Source organism: Streptomyces nymphaeiformis (genome assembly GCF_014203895.1).
Taxonomy (GTDB): domain Bacteria; phylum Actinomycetota; class Actinomycetes; order Streptomycetales; family Streptomycetaceae; genus Streptomyces; species Streptomyces nymphaeiformis.
Genome location: NZ_JACHJY010000007.1, coordinates 91618 through 111297, shown reverse-complemented (window position 1 = coordinate 111297; position 19680 = coordinate 91618). Strand labels below are relative to the sequence as shown.

Here is a 19680-nt window from a genome sequence, read left to right as displayed (position 1 = left end):
GTCATGCGGGGGATTCCTCCGAAACCGTGGGGGTGGGCGAGACCGTGCCGGGGCCGGTGGGCCGCAGGGCGTACGCGGCCGCCACGGACACCGCGAGCACGACGGTCGCCGCGCCGACCGCCCAGCGGTCGCCCCACGCGGTCCAGGCCGCCCCGAACGCGATCGAGCAGCCGAACCGGGCGAGCGCCTGCCCCGTCTGGATCAGCGCGAGCCCGGACGAGCGGAGCTCCGGCGGCACGCAGCCGGCTGCCGCCGCCATCAGGACGCCGTCGGTCGCCGCGTAGAAGCCGCCGTGCAGCGCGAGCACCAGATAGGGGAGGGCCGGGCTCTGCCAGCCGCTGAGCAGCGCTCCGTACACGAGCAGCAGGGCGGCGTGGCCGCCCAGGAACACCTGTCGGCGGCCGACCCGGTCGGCGAGCCGGCCGAGCGGCACGGCGAGCAGCAGGAAGGCGGCCGCGGTGCCGAGCGGCAGCAGCGCGAACCAGTGGTCGGTGACGCCGAGCCGCCGCTGCAGCAGCAGGTAGACGAAGGAGTCGCTGACCGTGGCGAGCCCCAACAGCAGCGCGGACAGGGCGAGTCGGCGGACATCGGGCACGCGCAGCAGGCCGATCGCGGCCTTGAGCGAGGCGCGCGGCGCGCCGTCCGGAGGTGCGGCCAGAGGCCGGGGGCGCGAGGGGACGAAGAGCAGCAGGACGAGGACGCCGATCGCGGCCACGGAGAAGCTGACCGTGAACACGGCGTCGTAACCGTCCGCCGCCCGGCGGAGGATCAGGAAGGCGACCAGCGGGCCGATCAGGGCTCCCGCGGTGTCCATCGCCCGGTGCACCCCGAAGGCGCGGCCGCGCGACTCCTCCGAGGACGCGAGGGAGATCAGCGCGTCGCGCGGCGCGGTCCGCAGGCCCTTGCCGGTGCGGTCGGCCGCCAGCACGGCGCTGATCAGCGGTACCGAACTCGCCACCAGGAGAAGGGGCTTGCACAGCGCGGAGAGGCCGTAGCCGAGCGCGGCCACGGTCTTGTGCCGGCCGCCGCGGTCGGCGAGATGGCCGCCGACGAGCCGGACGAGTGCGCTGAAACCGTTGTACACGCCGTCGAGCAGGCCGAAGCCGAGCGGCGAGAGGCCGAGCCCGGCGACCAGGTAGAGCGGCAGCACGGCCGTGACCATCTCCGAGGACACGTCCGTGACGAGGCTGACCGTGCCGAGTGCGAGCACGGTCGGTGCGACGGCGGCGCGCCGCCCGGGACCGAGGTCCCGGGCGGCGGCCGTCGCGGGGGTGCTGCGACTGTCCGCTACGTACACGTCACGGAGTCCAGATGCCGGTGATCGGGGCCGCGTTGGCGGCCTGGCCGGCGTGCGTGGTGCCGTACATGTCCTCGATCGTGCGGAGCAGGTTGTAGTGGTTGTACGTGGTCGAGGACGTCGAGCCCGGGACCACCTGCTGGCCGTAGAGGACGGTCGCGATCTTGTTGCCGGCGAGGCGGTTGTCCTCGTCGAAGGTGACGACGAGCAGGCTGTTGTGGGTCTTCGCCCAGGTCGCGTAGGCGCCCAGGTTGTTCTTCAGCCAGGTGTCACCGGTGCCGACGGAGCAGTCGTGCATGTCGTTGCACAGGTTCGGGACGACGAACGACACCTGCGGAAGCGTGGTGTAGTCGGTCGGGAACTGCGCCATGGTGTACGCCGACGAGGTCGGGACGTTGTTGAAGCCGAACCAGGGGTTGTGCTTGCGGGCGTACTTGCCGCTGCTGCACGTGGTCGAGCCCTGGCTGGGCAGCGTCTCGTTGTAGCTCTTCCAGGTCTTGCCCGCGGCGATCAGCTCGGAGGCCAGGTTCGGTGCGGACGAGAAGCCCGGCGTGTAGCAGGAGTCGTCCGTGATGCCCTGGGTGGAGCCCGAGAACATCGCGAAGTAGTTGGGCTGGCTGGGGTGGGTCTCGGCGTACGACTGGGTGAGGTTGGCGCCGCCTGCCTTCAGGGAGTTGATGTACGGGGCGCTGGAGCTGTCGATCACCTGGTTGTACGCGTGGTTCTCGAAGACGACGACCACCACGTGGTCGGGCGTGGGGACGGTCGCCGCGGTCTGGGCCTGCGACGTGCCGCCGAAGCCGGCCCACAGGCCGATCGACGTGGCCGCCAGGCCGAGGGCGGAAAGAAGAGCGGTGCGGCGATTCCTGGGCGCGCCGGACACGGCTACCTCCGGTTGAGGGTGGGGACTACGGAGCGGTGCAACCGGCAGGCTAAGAGTGAGCATGTCAACCTGGAAGGTGTTCCGCGTGAAGACCCGGGAAACGTCTCGTGCCACGACCCGGGACCCACCCGGAAATGCCCGCTCACCTGCCCGATCGTCCCCCTTTCCCGTCCTGTGCTCCTCTGCCCCCAGTGTCCTCCTGTCGGCGCTCGGCCGCGGCTGGAGGAAAGCGGCACAAGGCCCTATGCGGGTGGTGGGAGAACGCTGCGCGGCCCCGTGCAGCGGGCGCCTTCCCGCTCCACGCGCCGGCGCAGCTCGCGGTCGGCCGTGACCACCAGGCAGGGGCGGCCGTGCGCGTCGCGGGCCAGTTCGGCGATCAGGTCGTCGCCGCTGCCGGGCGCCTCCTCGACCCGCACTCCCGGTACGGAGGCCACGCCCCGGGCGCGGCCCTCGACGACCAGGACGATCTCGTACGGGCCGGGGTGCGGGCCGTCGGCCGGGCCGCCGGTCGCGGCGAGCCGGTCACGCAGCCGCTCGGCGGCCCCGCGCCGGTCGCGCCACCAGCCGTCCGGCACCGATCCCACGACGTTGGCGCCGTCCACGACCAGCAGGGGCCGGAGGGGCAGGTCTTCGGAAGTCACGGTTCCAGGATGTCAGGGAAACCCATCGGGAATCGTGGTGACGGTGGCCGGGAGGGCCCGGTAGTGTCGTGATCTTCGGTCGGCGGAAGCCGCCCGGAGTCCCCTTGAGGCTGCCGACGACGATGAACCTCGACGACACTCCCGCACGGCTCCGACTCGACCGCGCACTGGACCGCCTGGACCTCACCTTCCGCGGCATGACCGCCCGCGGTGACGAGGTCCAGTGCGAGTGCCACTGGGGCGGCGAAGAGGAGCTGGAGCGACTGAAGGCCCCGGACCTGGTACTCGCCCCGGACCTTCTGCGCCGTACCTGGGACGCCCCCGACTGGAGCGACCACGGCGCCGTGCTGCGCCGCATCCTGCCCCAGTTCGCCAGGGCGCTGGTCAAGGGCGAGGTGGAGCCCGTGTTCGGCATGTACGAGGTCGGGCGCTCCTTCGGGCGCGGGCGCTGGTGGGAGTGGCCTTCGCTCCAGAGCGCGGCGGTGTGGGAGTTCCTGCGCGCCTGGTGGGCTCACACCCTCGCCGAAGAGGACCCCGTCGTCCCCGCGTACGAGGTCCTGGCGCTGTGCGCCGAGGCCTCCGGCACGCTCGGGCCGTGGCTCCGGACCTGGGAGGCACTCGACGACCGCGTCGCCGACCGGCACCTGGCCGACGCGGTCGACCGCTGGGAGTACGACCTGCTGGGCGATGAACTCCCGTGGGACGCCTGGGACGACGCGGATGCCCTGTGCACCGAGCTGGCAGCCTGGTTGGTCCGCCACGCCCCTGCGCGGCTTCGGGCCCTGGACGCTCCCGAAGAGCTGCTGCACCGCGTACGGCTCATCGGACTCACCGGCGCCGCCCGCTGGGAGGACCCGCACTGGCCCGACTACCGCTACTGAGCCGGAGCCACCGCCACTGATCCCGAACTCGCGGTCCGTGTTCAAGAGTTGTGCGCGCGAGGGGTTGACGGGGCGGTACCGCCTCCATAACTTCACACCTTGATAAAAGCCTTGCCGTCTCGCGGTACGCGCAGCGGTCCGGGTTCGCCGGTCCGCTGTGCGGCGTGCCGTCCCCCACCGAAAGGCCTATCAGGTGCACTACAGTTCTTGGTCGCTCGCGCGGCGCGGTCGGTCGCGTCCGCGCCGCCTCGCCGCCGCCCTCGTGACCGGCGCCCTCCTCGCGAGCGGCCTGGTCATGGGCGGCCCCGGCGTCGCGCAGGCCGCCGGCGAGCGGGTCGACGTCTGGCTGACCACCACCTCCGACGCCGGAGGCCGTACCGTCACCCGGGGACTCGCCCCGCAGACCCCGACGGCCTTCGGCCCGGCCGGCGGCAGCGCGAGCCACACCATCGCCGTCGACGAGTCCACCACCTACCAGCAGTTCGAGGGCGGCGGCGCGTCGATCACCGACACCACCGCCCACCTCCTGCGCGGCGGGGCGATCAGCGCCGCCACCCGCGACGACGTGATGCGCAAGCTGTTCTCGCCGACCGACGGCATCGGGCTCTCCTTCCTCCGCAACCCCATCGGCGCCTCCGACCTCTCCCGTCCCGGCAACGTCTCCCTCGACGACACCTGCTGCGACCTCGACGACTTCGGGGCCAACGGCTACGACACGAACGTGCGGCTGCTGACCGGCCAGGCCAAGCAGCTCAACCCCTCACTCCGGCTGATGGCGGTGCCGTGGAGCGCCCCCGGCTGGATGAAGGACAACGGCCGCATGGACCAGATGGGCTGGCTGAAGTGGGAGTACTACCCGCTCTACGCCCAGTACCTGGCCAAGTACATCCAGAGCTACCAGGCGGCCGGGATCAAGGTCGACTACCTCTCCGTGCAGAACGAGCCCAACTGCTGCCAGGCGGCCAACCCCACCGCCATGAACTACCCGGGCATGAGCTGGAACCCCTCCGGCCTGGTCGAGTTCACCAGGAACCACGTCTATCCGGCCTTCCGCGCGGCGGGCATCGACACCAAGGTCCTGGTGCACGACTGGAACTACGGCGACTACGCGAACTTCGGCTCCGGCGTCCTCGGCGACGCGGGCGTGCGGAACGACCCGCTGTTCGGCGGCATCGCCTGGCACGGCTATGCCGGCGACCCGGCCGTCGGCAGCCAGGTCCACGACCAGTACCCGTCGGTGCGCCAGTTCAGCACCGAGCACTCCGGGGGCACGTGGATCGGCAACCAGCACAACGAGGACATGAAGGACATCGTCGACTACGCCCGCAACTGGAGCAGCAGCCTGACGAAGTGGAGCCTGGCGCTCAACCAGAACATGGGCCCCCACAACGGCGGGTGCGGCACCTGCACGGGCCTGATCACCGTCCAGGAGGGCGGCGCGCGCGCCGGGCAGGTCGACTACACGGTCGAGTACTACACGACCGGCCACCTCACCAAGTTCGTGCGCCCCGGCGCGTACCGGATCGCCTCGACGGCCGACTCCACCGTGCAGAACGTCGCCTGGCGCAACCCGGACGGCTCCAAGGCCCTCATCGCCCACAACGGAGGCGCCTCGGCCCAGTCCCTCCGCGTCGACTGGGGCGGCCAGTCCTTCACGTACACCCTGCCCGCCCGTACCACCGCCACCTTCACCTGGTCCGGAACGACGGCGGGCGCCCCCACCGGACCGATGACCGGCCTCGCCGGCAAGTGCCTCGACGTCGCCGGCGCGGCCACCGCCGACGGCACCCCGGTCCAGCTCTACACCTGCAACGGAACCACGGCCCAGCGGTGGACGCTCAGCGCCGACGGCACGGTCCGGGCCCTCGGCAAGTGCCTCGACGTCACCGGCGCGGCCACCGCCGACGGCACGAAGGTGCAGCTCTACACCTGCAACGGGACCGGCGCCCAACGCTGGTCGTACGACCCCGGCACCCACGACGTCGTCAACACGGCCGCGAACAAGTGCCTGGACGTCACGGGCAACACCTCGGCCGACGGCACACGCACCCAGATCTGGACCTGCACGGGCGGTGCCAACCAGAAGTGGACCCACCAGCCGTCCTGAACCAGCCCCCCGTACCCCTCTCCCGAGGAGCCCGCATGCCGCACCCGCGCCACCGAAGAAGGGCGAGCGCCGCCGCGCTCGCCGCCACCGCCGTCCTCGCCGGACTGCTCGCCGCCGCCGTGCCCAGCGCCGCCGCGCCCGACGAAGACCCGGCGCCCCAGGCCGTCGACCGCTTCGAGGGAGAGGTCCCCTTCGCCGGACCGCCCGCCGAAGGCCTCTTCACCTGGGGCAGCGACACCGACGACCACCCCGCCCTCACCCTCGCCGAGCGCACCGACGCCCCCGAGGGCGGACACGTCCTCGAAGGCCACTACGACATCAGCGGCTGGGGCGGATTCACCCACGACTTCGCCTTCGACGAGCCCGCCCGGGACTGGACCGCGCACAAGGGCATCCGCTTCTGGTGGTACGGCCAGAACACCGCCCCCCTGCCGCCCGGCTCCGGAAAGCGGATCAACTTCGAGATCAAGGACGGCGGGGCGAACGGCGAGGCGTCCGAACTGTGGACGACCTCCTTCACCGACGACTGGGAGGGCTGGCACCAAGTAGAGATCCCCTTCTCCGACTTCCACTACCGCGCCGACTACCAGCCCGTCGGCGGCATCGACCAGGTCCTCGGCCTCGACCGCATGTGGGGGTACGCGCTCACGCTGCCGACCGGCGCGCCCGGCCGCTTCGCCCTCGACGGCGTCGAGCTGTACGGGAAGGCGGACCCCGCCCGCAACACCCGGGTCACCACCGGCGCCGTGGTCCACCCCGTCCACGAAGGAGACACCGCCCGGATCGACGTCACGGTCGCCACCACCGGCTCCGCGCCGACCGGCGAGCCCGTCACCGTCACGTACACGACGGACGACAGCGGCCCCGCCGAGCCGGGCAAGGACTACACCCCGGTGACCGGGAGCGTGGAGTTCCCGGCCGGGACGCCGTCCGGGACGACCCGCTCGATCACCGTGCCCACCCTGAAGGACGGGGCCGGCGAGGAGGCCGAGACGATCCCGGTGAAGCTGACCGTCGACGGCGCCAAGGAACCCTCCGAGACACCGGTCGTCGTCATCGACGCCCACGGACTGCCCTACCTCGACAAGCGCCTGCCGGTGAAGAAGCGGGTCGCGGACCTCCTCTCCCGGATGACGCTCCGTGAGAAGGCCGGCCAGATGACCCAGGCCGAACGCAACGCCCTGCGCTCGCCCGGAGACATCGCCGGCTACGGCCTCGGCTCCCTGCTCTCCGGCGGCGGCTCCGTCCCCACCCCCAACACGCCGGAGGCGTGGGCCCGCATGGTCGACGCGTACCAGCTGCGCGCCCAGGCCACCCGGCTGCAGATCCCGCTGATCTACGGCGTGGACGCCGTTCACGGGCACAACAACGTCGTCGGCTCCACGATCATGCCGCACAACATCGGCATCGGCGCCGGACGCGACCCCGGCCTCGCCGCTCGGACCGGTGCCGTCACCGCGAAGGAGGTCCGGGCCACCGGCGTCCCCTGGGACTTCGCCCCCTGCCTGTGCGTGACCCGCGACGAACGCTGGGGCCGCTCGTACGAGTCCTTCGGCGAGGACCCGGCGCTCGTCACCGCGATGGAGACCGTGATCGACGGGATGCAGGGCGCGCCCGACGGCCGGGACCTCCACCGCAACGACAAGGTGCTGACCACCGCCAAGCACTTCGTCGGCGACGGCGGCACCGCCTTCGGCTCGTCGACGACCGGCTCGTACACCATCGACCAGGGCGTCACCCGCGTCACCCGCGAGGAGCTGGAGGCCGTCCACCTCGCGCCGTTCGCCGAGGCCGTGAAGCACGGCGTGGGCACCGTCATGCCCTCGTACTCCTCGCTCGACGTCCTCGGCGACGACCAGGGCCCCGTGAAGATGCACGCGAACGCCGAGATGATCAACGGCGTCCTGAAGGACCGGATGGGATTCGACGGCTTCGTCATCAGCGACTGGCAGGCCATCGACCAGATCCCCGGCGACTACCCGAGCGACGTGCGGACCTCGGTCAACGCCGGCCTGGACATGATCATGGTGCCGACGAACTACCAGGACTTCACCCGGACCCTGATCGCCGAGACGGAGGCCGGCCGCATCCCCAGCGCACGGATCGACGACGCCGTCGCCCGGATCCTCACCCAGAAGTTCCGCCTCGGCCTCTTCGAGAAGCCGTACGCGGACACCACGAATCTCGCCACCGTCGGTTCGGCCGAGCACCGCGCGGTCGCTCGGGAGGCGGCCGCCGCCTCGCAGGTGCTGCTGAAGAACGAAGGCGGCGTACTGCCGCTCAAGCCGACCCAGAACGTGTACGTCGCCGGCTCGAACGCCGACGACCTCGGCAACCAGGCCGGCGGCTGGACCGTCACCTGGCAGGGCGCCTCCGGACGGACGACCACCGGCACCACGATCCTGGAGGCCATGCGGAAGTCCGCCGACCCCGGCACCACGCTCACGTACTCCAAGGACGCCTCCGCGCCCACCGCCGGACACGACGTCGGTGTCGTGGTCGTCGGCGAGAAGCCGTACGCCGAGGGCATGGGCGACGTCGGCAACGGCCACGACCTGGAACTGAGCGCGGCCGACAAGGCGGCCGTCGACCGGGTCTGCGCCGCGATGCCCTGCGCGGTCCTCGTCGTCTCCGGCCGTCCCCAGCTCATCGGCGACCGGCTGCCCGCGATCGACGCCCTGGTGGCCTCGTGGCTGCCCGGCACGGAGGGCGACGGCGTGGCGGACGTCCTGTACGGCCGGCGGCCCTTCACCGGACAGCTCCCGGTGAGCTGGCCGAAGTCGGAGAACCAGCTGCCGCTGAACGTCGGCGACACGCGCTACGACCCGCAGTTCCCGTACGGCTGGGGCCTGAGCACACTCCGCGGCACCCCGCAGGGAGGCGAACCGGCGCTGCGGGCGATCGGGCTCGCCGCCCGGGCCCTCCAGACGGCCGGACACGGGGACTCCACCGCGGCCCGGCAGCTCGTCGCCCGGGCCCGGCTGATCGTCCAGAACCGCATCGGCCAGAACATCACGGAGCCGGTGGCGAAACCGTTCGCCGAGGCCGACCACCTGCTGCTGAGCGGTGACCCGGCGGGCGCGGTCGCCAGGCTGACCGCGGCCTTCCGCGCCGCCCGCTGACCGACCCACCCGGCCCCGCCACCCGCACGGGTGGCGGGGCCGTCGGCACGGGCACGCCCCCTCAGGGGGTGGACAGGCCGTTGTCGGGAGTCAGGCCGCCGAGCTTGTCGGGGTTGACCTGGAAGCGCAGGCGGTGAACGCGGCCGTCGGCGATGTCGAAGGAGAGCGCGCCGACCGTGTGCCCGTCGATGGCCGCGAGGACGCCGAGTTCGCCGTTGATGACGGCCGGCTCCATGGTCAGGGCGGCCGGCTCCGGCTTGGCCAGGAAACCGAGCAGCCAGCGCGCGACGTGGTCGACGCCGTGGAGCGGACGACGGGCGGCGGTGACCTTGCCGCCGCCGTCGGACCAGGCGACCACGTCCGGGGCGAGCAGTTCCCTCACGGAGTTCAGATCGCCGCCCGCGCAGGCCGTCAGGAACTGGTCGGTGACCTGCCGCCGCACCCCGGGGTCGGTGTCGAAACGGGGGGCGGCGGGCCTGGACGTGCGCACGGGCGCGATGGGCGATCTGACGGACCGTCGCCTCGGGCCGCTCCAGGGTCTCGGCGATCTCCGCGTGCGCGTAGCCGAAGACCTCGCGCAGCAGGAAGACGGCGCGCTCGACGGGGCTGAGGGTCTCCAGGACCACCAGCATGGCGGTGGAGACGGAGTCGGCCAACTCGGTCTCCGAGGCGATGTCCGGGGATGTCGGCAGCGGTTCGGGCAGCCACGGGCCGACGTACGTCTCGCGGGTGGCCCGCGCCGAGGCGAGGCGGTTGAGCGAGAGGTTGGTGACCGTGCGCACCAGGTACGCCTTCGGATGTCGGACCGTGTCGCGGTCCGTGGTGCTCCACTTCAGCCAGGCGTCCTGCAGGACGTCCTCCGCGTCGGTGACGCTGCCCAGCATGCGGTACGCGGTGGCGAACAGCAGCCTGCGGTGCTCGAGGTACGGGTCCTGCCCGGTGCCGGTGGAGATCACCGGATCATGCTGCCGGCGCCGCGAAAGAGACGGCAAGGAACGCGGCGCGGCGCCGGCGGCCGACGTGCCGTTCATGCCACGGGCTCGCGGGTGGCACGGCCACCCCTGGAGACGATCGTGGAGACGTTCACGCGCTTGCTGTACCGGTACGTCGTCAGCGGGCTGCCGCTGACGAACTCCTTGTACCAGACGGCGCCGCGCCCGGTCAGACGCATGCCGACGGGGCTGGAGTCGGCCTTCGTGAACTGGATGACGGCGTCTCGCCTGCCGAGGCTGACGGGCTGGTGGAAGTAGCCGAAGCGGAACGGCTTCACGGACTTGCCGCGCACCAGCCGTGCGATCGTGTCGGCGGTGTACTGGGCGGTCGGCAGCCCGCTCTGGCAGGAGCCGTGGAGCTGACCGTACGCGAGCCGGACGGCGGCGGCGTCACCGACCGCGTGGATCCGGGGGTGGGACACCGAGCGCAGGATGGCGTCGGTCAGGATCAGGCCGCGGTCGTCGGTGGCGATCCCGGCGTCGGCGGCCAGCGACGGGACCTTGACTCCGGCGGTCCAGAGGCAGGCGTCGGAGCGGAGGGTCCGCCCGTCGGCGAGCTCCACCGCGTCGGGCAGCACCTTCGCCACTCGGACCCCGGTCACCAGCGTGACGCCGAGGCGGCCGAGAGCGCGGTGCAGATACGCGCGGGCCTTGTCGCCCATCATGGAGCAGGGCTCCTCCGAGCTGATCAGGGTGACGTGAAGACCGGGGTGGGCCTCCGCGATCTCCGCGGCCGCCTCGATGCCGGTCAGGCCGCCGCCGCAGACGGTGACCGTGCCGCCGGCCGAGGCGACCTCGGTGAGGCGAGCGGCGAGGCGTCCGGCGACCTCCGGGCTGTTCAGCGTGAACGCATGGGCGGCGGCGCCGGGGACCGTACCGGTGTCGGTGGAGCTGCCCAGCGCGTACACGAGCGTGTCGTACGAGAGGGACGTGCCGCCGTCGACGGTGACGCGCCGGGCCTCGGGGTCGATGGCGGTGGCGGCGCCCCGTACGAACCTGACGCCCGTACCGTCGAGAAGATCGGTGATCCGGTGGTGGGGCAGCTCCTGACCGGCCGCGATCTGGTGCATCCGCAGCCGCTCGACGAACCGGCCCGACGGGTTGACCAGGGTGATCTCCACGCCGGTCCGGCGCGTGCGGTGAGCCAGCCGGATGGCGCTGAACATACCCGTGTAGCCCGCGCCGAGAACGACGATGCGGTGGCCGTCGGTCATCTCAACCTCCCTGGATCGGGCACCGGCCTCGGTGCCGGTGACGCCCATGGGACAAGCGACCCGCACCGGACGTGACAGCCCGCCGGTGTGAACCGGGTCACCCGGCGAAAGCGCTGCGGCCCGCCCCACCCTCGGTCACTCCGGACCGCCCTGCGTACACGGCTCTGCCCTGGCCAGGGGGCCGAGGCGGCCCGCGCCGGGCGGGGCCGGCCTCCTGGTGGCACGCTGAAGGAAGAAGGATCCGCGCCGCAGAGCCCCGGGAGGATCCGATGGGTCGTGACGTCCCGGCACTGACGTTCACACGCGACGACCGTCGCCGTTTCCGCGACAGGACGCACGCCTCCCTCGACGTCCTCGCCCGCATGCTCCGCGAAGCCCGCTTCGACGTCGAGCGGCCACGGGTCGGCCTCGAGATCGAACTGAACCTCGTCGACGAGACCTCCAGACCCGCCATGCGCAGCACCGAGGTCCTGGAGGCCATCGCCGACCCGGCCTGGTCGAGCGAGCTGGGCCGCTTCAACCTGGAGATCAACATCCCGCCCCGCCGTCTCACCGCGGGCGGCCCCGACACCTGGGAAGGGGAGATCCGCAACGCCCTGAACCACGCCGAGGAGAAGGCCGCCGCCATCGGCGCGCACCTGGTGATGATCGGGACGCTCCCGACCCTCGAACGCGAGGACGTGAACCGCGAAGCGCTGTCCGAGAACCCGCGCTACCACCTCCTGAACGACCAGATCTTCGCGGCACGCGGCGAGGACCTCCTCATCGAGGTCGACGGCGTGGAACGCCTGCGCACGTACGCGGACACCATCACGCCCGAAGCGGCGTGTACGAGCACCCAGTTCCACCTCCAGGTCGCGCCCGAGCAGTTCGCCGCGCACTGGAACGCCGCGCAGGCCGTCGCCGGCGTGCAGGTCGCGCTCGCCGCGAACTCGCCGTTCCTCTTCGGCAAGGAACTGTGGAGCGAGACCCGCATCCCCCTGTTCGAGCAGACCACGGACACCCGGCCGGACGAGATCAAGATCCAGGGAGTGCGGCCCCGCGTGTGGTTCGGCGAACGCTGGATCACCAGCGTCTTCGACCTGTTCGAGGAGAACACCCGCTACTTCCCGGCGCTCCTGCCGCTCTGCGACGACGAGGATCCCGTGGAGACCCTCGAGCGCGGCGAGATCCCGCACCTGGCCGAACTCACCCTGCACAACGGCACGGTCTACCGCTGGAACCGTCCCGTCTACGCGGTCGTCGACGGCGTCCCGCACCTCCGCGTCGAGAACCGGGTGCTGCCCGCCGGGCCGACCGTCGCGGACGTGATGTCGAACGGCGCCTTCTACTACGGCCTCGTCCGCGCCCTGGTCGACGAGGACCGACCGGTGTGGAGCCGGATGTCCTTCGCGGCCGCCGAGGACAACCTGCACGCGGCGGCACGCCGCGGCATCGACGCCGAGCTCTACTGGCCGGGTACGGGCCAGGTGCCCGTGACCGAACTGGTCCTGCGCCGCCTCCTCCCGCTCGCCCACCGGGGCCTGGACACCCTGGGCCTCGACGCGCAGTGGCGGGAACCGCTGCTCGGCATCGTCGAGCAGCGCTGCGTCTCCGCCCGCAACGGGGCCGTGTGGCAGGCGGAGATGTTCCACCACCTCCACGACGTCGCCCACCTGGACCGGCCGGCTGCCCTCCGTCGGATGACGAGCCAGTACATCGACTTCATGCACCTCAACGCCCCGGCGCACACCTGGCCGGTGGAGTAGACGGAGTCGTCCCGGGCGCCCTCCGGCGCATTCTCGCAAGAACATTTCCGGCAGTCCCTCCCCACTGCCCATGAATGGCCGAGAGGCCGTCTATCCGCGTAGACGAGGATCCCCCAGACTGTCGTCGCACTCGAACGCGCACGCGCACCTCCGTCATGCGACGACGCACGGCGGCATTCCGGCATGCCCGAACCCGAACGACCGGGCACCTGGGCAACGCCCTTGTCTGGAGGACACCTTGCTCGCAGGAAGACAGCTCCGCGCGGCACTCACCGGTCTCGCGCTGGGAGCACTGACCCTGACCACCCTTCAGGGCACGGCCACGGCGGCGACCGACACTCCCGTCGCGACGTCCACCCACACGGCCAGGACCTCCCCGGTCGCCTCGATCGAAGCCGCGACGGCCCGCGCGCTGGCCCGCTCGCTCGCCGAGCCCGCGTGGCAGCGCCAGATGGCCGAAGCGGCCGTGGCGAACAAGGACGTGGACCTGCTGGCGCTGACCGCGAAGTCCGGCGCCAAGCGGGTCAAGGACTTCCGAACGACCCTGGCCGAGGCGGAGGCGGACGTCGCCGAGGCGAAGGGGCTCGGCAAGGGCGCGCCGTCCCTGCTGCGGGTGAGCCTCGCCGGGCAGAAGGTCACCGAGTCCGCCCTCGCCACGACCGCGCCCCTGGTCGCGTCGGCGCCCGCCGACGACGACGCCAAGACGATCGTCGCCTACGACAGCGCGGGCAAGGCGCACGAACTGGACGCGGCGAAGACCCCGGACCGGCCGGTCTACCTGGTCGGCGTCGACGGGCAGAAGGCGCTCGCGGCCGGCCTCAAGGTGGTCGACGAGGAACTCGCCGCGAAGGGGATCGGCACCCCGGCCACGGACGAGGCCCATGCGCTCTCCACCGCCGACTCCGGCTTCTGGACGACGCGGATCCAGTCCATCAGCGTCGGGGACGTCCAGGAACCCTGGTTCAAGGGCGACGCCGAGATCTTCACCCTCGTCACCGGCTTCGGCACGGACGGCAAGGTCCGCGTCGACACGGTCACCATGCCGTACCTCGACGACGAGAACACGACCTACTACCCGAACCAGATCCTGGTCAACTGGTCGAACTACAAGTACAACCTGGCCGACGCCGTGATCATGGAGGACGACGGCGACACGAACTACTCGTCGCTCGCCAAGGCCCTCGCCGCGGTCCTGCTGACGATCACCGACCAGGGCGCGTACATCCCGCTCGTCGACGCGATCATCGACGCCATGCCCACGTCGTGGTGGACCGACGACCCGGACTACGTGGACTCCTTCTACACCCTGGCCAGGGAGACGACCGGAACCCGCGCCGGCGCCGCGGCGAACGCCCGCATGACGGTGGACCGGTACTACGTCTCCGCGCTCTGACCCTGCCCGCACAACGGCTGCTTCCCTCAGATCGACCGAGGCTCCGGGACGGGGCGTCAGCCGCGCTGTCCGCCCTCGAAGTGACGGAGGGCGGACAGTGGGGCATGTGGGAGGGGCGAGACCCCTCCCACATGCCGTCTTCAACTCCGGAGGTGCGAGGCTCCGTTGAGGTCGAGGATCGTGCCGGACGACCATTCGGCGGCGGGGGAGGCGAGCCAGAGCACCGCCGCCGCGATCTCCTCGGCCGTGCCCACCCGGCCGAACGGGCTCTGCTGCCGGATCGACTCGCCCTCGGGCCCCTCCAGGCGCGGTGCGACGCGCTCGGTGGCGAAGAAGCCGGGGGCGACCGAGGCGACGCCGATCCCGTACGGAGCGAGCGAGACCGCGAGTGACTGGCCCAGCGAGTGCACGGCGGCCTTCGTCGCCCCGTACGCCGGGTGGTCGGGCTCGCCCCGGAACGCGCCCCGGGAACCGATGTTCACGATCCGGCCGCCCGTGCCCTGCTCGATCATGAGCCGGCCGGCGAGATGACTCAGATTCGCGGTGGCGAGCAGGTTCACCGCCACGTGCTGCTGCCACACCGCCACCCACTCCTCGTACGGCGTCTCCGCCAGAGGATGGCGGACGTTCACCGCCGCGTTGTTCACCAGCACGTCGACCCCGCCGAGCGCCTCCGCCGCCATGTCCACCACGGCAGCCGCCCCCGTCGGGTCCGTGAGGTCGCCGCCGACCAGTACGTGACCGGCGCCGGTGAGGGACGCCAAGGTCGCGCGCGCCTCGTCGACACGCGAGCCGAAGTGGACGACGACCCGGTCGCCGTTGGCCGCGAACGCCTGGGCCACCGCGCGCCCGAGGCCACGCGACGCACCACTGACGAGCACGCGCCTGCCCGATGCCGGCAGATTCATGAGCATTCCTTTCGAGGCGCGCATGGTGCGGCCGCCCAGCCGTTCACGAAGATCACCGATTCCGCAAGCGTAGGAGATCGGGAGCGTGGCGGCCGTGCCGCCTCGGTCCCGGGGGCCGCCGACCCGTCTGATGGAGTGGACCGCATGACGACACCGCGGAGCGGACTCCTGCTTGCCCTCGGCCGGTTCAACGCCGCCCACCCCTGGGACCACAACGCCCACTATCACCGGTGGATCATGCGGCAGCTCCCGCGCGGCTTCGGCCCGGCCCTGGACGTCGGCTGCGGCACCGGCGACCTGGCCCGGCTGCTGGCCACACGCGCCAGGGCAGTGGACGGGATCGACCGCGACGAGGCGATCGTGGCCCGGGCACGCGAGCTGACCCCTCCGGACGCTCCGGTGACCTACGGCGTCACGGACGCGCTCGGCGAGCTCCCCGCGCCTTCGTACGACGTCATCACCTGCGTCGCCGCCCTGCATCACCTGCCGTTCACCGAGGCCCTCACCCACTTCCGCCGACACCTGGCGCCCGGAGGGACCCTGGTGGTGGTCGGTCTCTGGAGCGCGCGAACCCCCGTCGACCATCTGCTCGGTGCCGCCGCCATTCCGCTGAACGCCGCCACGGGCTGGCTCAAGAACAAGGGCCGGACCGCATGCCCGCCGGCCTCGATGACGGCTCCGGTCCGACCGGCGACCATGGGCTTCGCCGAGATCGTCCACGAGGCCCGACGCGTGCTGCCCGGCGCACGGCTGCGCCGTCGGCTGTTCTGGCGCTACACCCTGGTGTGGCACCAGGAGTGAGTCCAGAGGGCGCACAAGCCGTCGGACGGGCCCGCCCCATCATCGGCGACCGCGACTGTCAGTGCTCGTACCTAGCATGGCGACCATGACGGAGACGCAGGTGGGAGACGCTGAGCGGCTGCTGCGCGAGGTGCTCGGGGCGGCACGGCGGGACCCCGAGGGGGCGGGCGCGCCGCGTGGTGGCGCACTGCGGGCGCTGGAGCAGGCGCGGCCCGCGCGCTCGGTGGCGGCCGACGTCGACGCAGCGGGTGGGGTCGACGACGAGACGGCCGCGCTCCTCAGAGAGTCGACGGGGCGCCATCTCGGTGCGGACACGGCCCGTTGGCGCGCGTTGCACGACGCGCTGGCCGGGCATCGTGACGGTCTGTTCGATCTGCTTGCCGCGCCGCCGGTGACGTCGGCGTCCGACGGCCCGCTCGCTCCGCCCGCGCCCCGCAGCGTCCACCGCACGCTCGGCCTGCTCCTGGAGCACTCGGAGCCGCGGCATGCCGCGGCCGCGTTCGCCGCCCTGCCCGAGCGGGTGACGACGGAGCTGCTCGCCGGCGGGACCCTCCCGGCGCCCGCGCTCGTCGACGCCGTCGTCGACCACGGCGACACCCGCACCCGGGCCGCCCTGGCCCGCCATCCCCGGCTCGACACCCGGGCCCTGGCCCGGCTGGTCATGGTCGGCGACGCTCAGGTCGCCGCGGCCGTCTATCGCAACCCGCGCACCACCCAGTCCCTGCGCCGCACCGTCGTCGAGCGGCGCGACACCGTTCCGCTCGACGACGCGCTGCGCACCGAGCTGACGGCGCCGCACGGCAAGGTCCCGCGCACCTGGCTCACCCCGCTGCTCGTCTCGGGCGACCCGCAGCTCGTGGTGCCGGCCCTGCGGTGGGGCGTACGTCAAGCCGCGCAGCAGTACGCCCTGTTGAGGATCTGGGAGCGGACCGGCCCGGACGCCGTGCGCACCCTGCTCGACGACCCCGCACTGGCGTCCCTGCTGAACCCGGCCGTCGTGGGCACGGTCAACGAGGCACTCGCCGCACCGGACGGCACCGGACGACGTCGACTGCGCGCGGGGACCGAGCCGTACGAGGACCCGGCCCGGCTGCCCGCGCTGCTCGCCACCGCCCGGGGCACCAGCACCCTGCGTGACCTGCTGTCCGAGCCGTACGCCCACGATCTCGACGCGCTCGCCGCGGCCCATGCCGCGACCCCGTTCATGCCCAAGGCCTGCGAGGAGCTCGCCCGTCACGAGGCGGCGAGCGATACGCAGCGCCGGGCGTTCCGGTTGAGCGTCCTCAACGAGCCGTGGCGGGCCGGGGGCCGCCGCGCGGGGAACAGCACCCCGCCCGCACAGCGGCTCGCGGCAGAGGCGCTCGACCACAGCGCCGCCGACTGGGCGGAGGGCATGGCGGCGGCAGGGCTCCTCGACCCGGCCGAGCTGATCGGCACCGCTCGCCCCGCCGCCCACGCCCTGACCGCGCTCGCCCGCCTCGCCGAACGGAACCTGCTGGGCACGGCGGCGGCCGCCGACCTGCACGCCCTGACGGAGACCCATCTGGGGGAGAGGGGGCGGGCCTGGACGGAGCTCGATGCCCTGCTGCCCGAACACGGGGGCACGGTCGAGGAACTGATCGTCGAAGCGGGGAAGGCCCCGGACGAGGTCACGGGTGAGGTCGTTCACGAGGCCGATCCCCCGTCCGAGCCCGCACCACCGGCCTCGGAACCCTCACCCCTCGCCCTCCACCGGGGCCACCGTGTGCACGCCCTGGCCGCACTCGACCTGCTGTACTCCCTCGCCCCGGACGGTGCGCCCCGGCCGGAGGACCCCGAAGTGCTGCGCGCCCTGACCGCGTACGAGCAGGCGACCGCTCCCGGCCTTGCCACCCCGCGCTGGTTCACCGACGCCTGCGCCGCCCACGGCGTGCCCGCCTCCCGGACCGGCTTCGCGTACGAGGCCCCCGGCCTCGCGCAGCTGCGTGCGCTGATCCCCGGGCCGATCGGTTACGACGCGCAGCACACCGAACACGCCTACGCGCAGGGCGTGCTGCCCGCCGACGAACTGCTCGACCTCCTGCCCGCCAGGCGCCTGCTCCTGCTGCCCTACGACTGGCAGCGGCTCGCGTTCGCCGACGCGTGGCGGGCCGCGCTCGCCCGCCGGCTCCGCGCCGATCTCGGCACCGACCCCGACGCCTGGCTCCGCGTGGCCGCGACCGTTTCGGCCTCCGAAGCAGCCTCGGAAGGGCTGACCTGGACGGAATCGCTGGAGCGCGCGAAGGACGGTCCCGGTCCAGCAGCCGGCGCCGAGCCGCCCATCGGCAGGCCCAGGCCGGGCACGCCCGACGAGGCGATCAGCCTGTTGGAACACGGCGACCACCTGTGGGCCTGGCCGGCGGGCACCCTGCTCTGCCTCGCCGACGCCGAAGTGGTCGACGCCGTGCTGCCCCGGCTCGGACCCGACGCGCCCTGGCTGCTCGCCGCGTACCTGCTGCGCCACGACAGCACACCGCGCACCGCCCTCGACCGGCTGCTCGCGGGCCGCGACCCCGACGCTCTGCGCGTCCTCGCGGCCCAGTCCCGCTGGATGGAGCGGAGCGGCGCGGTGGAGCGCCTCGTCGACCTCGACGACCCCGAGGTCGACCTCGCCCTGCTGCGGCACTGGAACCCCCGGCCGATCGTCCACCGGATCGTGACCCGGTCGAGGCCCGGCGCCGGGCGGCCGTCCCTGGGCGCCCGGGTGCTGGCCGACTGGCGTGCCGAGGGATCCGCGTGCCCGGCCGGCGGCCTGATGTGGCTGTGCTCCGCCGAACCCGACCTCGTGGAGGAACTGCTCGAAAGAGAGGGCTCGAAGCTCGGCCTCGCGCTTCAACTGCTCGGCTGCCTGAGGCTCCTTGAGCACGGGGGCGCCGACCGGCTGACGCGGCTCGCGGGCAGGGACGCGCTGGGGCGCTCCGCCACCACCGCGTGCGCGAAGGCCCTGGCGTCCGCCGACCCCGCCGCCGTCCTCCGTGCCCGCCTCGACCGGGAACTGGCGCCGGAGAAGCTCGTACGGAAGCTGAGGCGCGCCCGGCACGCACCGCAGACGCGTGACCTCGTCACGTCCCTTCCACCGGGTGAACCCGTGCCCTGGGAGGCTCTCGAGGCCGCCCACGCCCAGGAACCGCTCCCGAACTGGCAGGACATCGTCCGCCTGGACGGCGTCCCCGAGGACGTACGACTGCGGCATGCGGCACTGCTGCCGGAGCCCGGCCCCGAGGGTCTGCCCGGCAGCCCGCGACTCACCCGGGAGCGGGCCCGGCACGGCCTCGGCGGCCTGTTCCACCGCGCGCCGTCCACCCAACTGGACGGCCTGCTCACGGCGGGGCTCCTCGACGGCGCGGACCTGGTGCGCCTCGCGACCCCGGCCGCGCGCCTGCTCGCGTACCTGGGCGGCGCCGCCCGCCGCACGGACGCGCCCCCCGAGGCCGCCGAGGCCCGCACCGTCCTCGCGGACCTCCTCCGCTCCAGACTCGGCACGAACCCGGCGTCCTGGCACCGGGTCGCCCAGCGGCTGAGCGGCCTCGACCCCGAGTGGAATCCGGTCTCCACGGTGGAGGCGCTGCTCGCCGACTAGGACGCGCCCGCCGACCGCCCGGTCCGGTTTCTCGCGGCGACTCCCTCCGGAGCCGCCGCCCTGCTGCCAGACTGGGGCGCATGGCCGCTGCCCCT

Annotated in this window: 12 protein-coding genes and 1 pseudogene; 7 read left to right on the top strand and 6 right to left on the bottom strand. The window is 72.7% G+C overall.

Going from position 1 to position 19680, the window contains the following annotated elements; genetic code table 11:
• Window position 1: 1 nt before the first annotated feature.
• The 3 genes from GGE06_RS23805 to GGE06_RS23795 form a co-directional block, all read right to left on the bottom strand.
• Complete coding sequence (locus tag GGE06_RS23805) at window positions 2–1297, bottom strand: MFS transporter (protein WP_184931665.1); 1296 nt, start codon at window positions 1295–1297, stop codon at window positions 2–4.
• A 1-nt stretch (window position 1298) separates the two neighbouring features.
• A complete protein-coding gene (locus GGE06_RS23800; protein ID WP_312883261.1) occupies window positions 1299–2180 on the bottom strand; it encodes an alkaline phosphatase family protein in 882 nt (293 codons plus the stop codon).
• Window positions 2181–2422: 242 nt separating this feature from the next.
• Window positions 2423–2821, bottom strand: coding sequence for an NTP pyrophosphohydrolase (locus tag GGE06_RS23795; RefSeq protein WP_116164630.1), 399 nt, complete (start codon window positions 2819–2821; stop codon window positions 2423–2425).
• Between the two features lie 122 nt (window positions 2822–2943).
• Here GGE06_RS23795 and GGE06_RS23790 point away from each other — a divergent pair, with 122 nt between their 5' ends.
• The 3 genes from GGE06_RS23790 (at window position 2944) to GGE06_RS23780 (ending at window position 8931) form a co-directional block, all read left to right on the top strand.
• Entirely contained in the window at window positions 2944–3702 is a 759-nt protein-coding gene (locus GGE06_RS23790) for a hypothetical protein (RefSeq protein ID WP_184931938.1), read from the top strand.
• Between the two features lie 262 nt (window positions 3703–3964).
• Window positions 3965–5809: a ricin-type beta-trefoil lectin domain protein gene (locus GGE06_RS23785; RefSeq protein WP_312883297.1), complete on the top strand. Its 1845-nt coding sequence runs from the start codon at window positions 3965–3967 to the stop codon at window positions 5807–5809.
• Window positions 5810–5844: 35 nt separating this feature from the next.
• Window positions 5845–8931, top strand: coding sequence for a glycoside hydrolase family 3 protein (locus GGE06_RS23780; protein ID WP_184931664.1), 3087 nt, complete (start codon window positions 5845–5847; stop codon window positions 8929–8931).
• 61 nt (window positions 8932–8992) lie between these two features.
• Here the strand turns inward: GGE06_RS23780 and GGE06_RS23775 are convergent.
• Both GGE06_RS23775 and GGE06_RS23770 read right to left on the bottom strand, forming a co-directional pair.
• Window positions 8993–9815: pseudogene (locus tag GGE06_RS23775) on the bottom strand (RNA polymerase sigma-70 factor).
• A 143-nt stretch (window positions 9816–9958) separates the two neighbouring features.
• Entirely contained in the window at window positions 9959–11137 is a 1179-nt protein-coding gene (locus GGE06_RS23770) for an NAD(P)/FAD-dependent oxidoreductase (protein ID WP_184931663.1), read from the bottom strand.
• 269 nt (window positions 11138–11406) lie between these two features.
• Between GGE06_RS23770 and GGE06_RS23765 the strand changes: the two genes are divergently transcribed.
• Complete coding sequence (locus GGE06_RS23765; protein WP_184931662.1) at window positions 11407–12885, top strand: glutamate-cysteine ligase family protein; 1479 nt, start codon at window positions 11407–11409, stop codon at window positions 12883–12885.
• A 238-nt stretch (window positions 12886–13123) separates the two neighbouring features.
• Window positions 13124–14278, top strand: coding sequence for a DUF3103 family protein (locus GGE06_RS23760; protein ID WP_116164641.1), 1155 nt, complete (start codon window positions 13124–13126; stop codon window positions 14276–14278).
• 140 nt (window positions 14279–14418) lie between these two features.
• On the opposite strand, the gene GGE06_RS23755 is transcribed toward GGE06_RS23760, so the two are convergent.
• Window positions 14419–15186 carry an SDR family NAD(P)-dependent oxidoreductase gene (locus GGE06_RS23755; protein WP_116164643.1) on the bottom strand — a complete coding sequence of 256 codons (768 nt, stop codon included), beginning with the start codon at window positions 15184–15186 and terminating at the stop codon, window positions 14419–14421.
• Between the two features lie 144 nt (window positions 15187–15330).
• Here GGE06_RS23755 and GGE06_RS23750 point away from each other — a divergent pair, with 144 nt between their 5' ends.
• Window positions 15331–15987: a class I SAM-dependent methyltransferase gene (locus GGE06_RS23750; protein ID WP_116164645.1), complete on the top strand. Its 657-nt coding sequence runs from the start codon at window positions 15331–15333 to the stop codon at window positions 15985–15987.
• Window positions 15988–16072: 85 nt separating this feature from the next.
• Window positions 16073–19585 carry a hypothetical protein gene (locus tag GGE06_RS23745; RefSeq protein ID WP_184931661.1) on the top strand — a complete coding sequence of 1171 codons (3513 nt, stop codon included), beginning with the start codon at window positions 16073–16075 and terminating at the stop codon, window positions 19583–19585.
• Window positions 19586–19680 lie beyond the last annotated feature (95 nt).

Excerpts from the sequence above, each read along its gene's own strand:
- GGE06_RS23790 (WP_184931938.1), top strand. The coding sequence starts at position 2,944 with ATGAACCTCGACGACACTCCCGCACGGCTCCGACTCGACCGCGCACTG.
- GGE06_RS23780 (WP_184931664.1), top strand. The coding sequence starts at position 5,845 with ATGCCGCACCCGCGCCACCGAAGAAGGGCGAGCGCCGCCGCGCTCGCC.
- GGE06_RS23770 (WP_184931663.1), bottom strand. The coding sequence starts at position 11,137 with ATGACCGACGGCCACCGCATCGTCGTTCTCGGCGCGGGCTACACGGGT.
- GGE06_RS23765 (WP_184931662.1), top strand. The coding sequence starts at position 11,407 with ATGGGTCGTGACGTCCCGGCACTGACGTTCACACGCGACGACCGTCGC.
- GGE06_RS23755 (WP_116164643.1), bottom strand. The coding sequence starts at position 15,186 with ATGAATCTGCCGGCATCGGGCAGGCGCGTGCTCGTCAGTGGTGCGTCG.
- GGE06_RS23750 (WP_116164645.1), top strand. The coding sequence starts at position 15,331 with ATGACGACACCGCGGAGCGGACTCCTGCTTGCCCTCGGCCGGTTCAAC.
- GGE06_RS23745 (WP_184931661.1), top strand. The coding sequence starts at position 16,073 with ATGACGGAGACGCAGGTGGGAGACGCTGAGCGGCTGCTGCGCGAGGTG.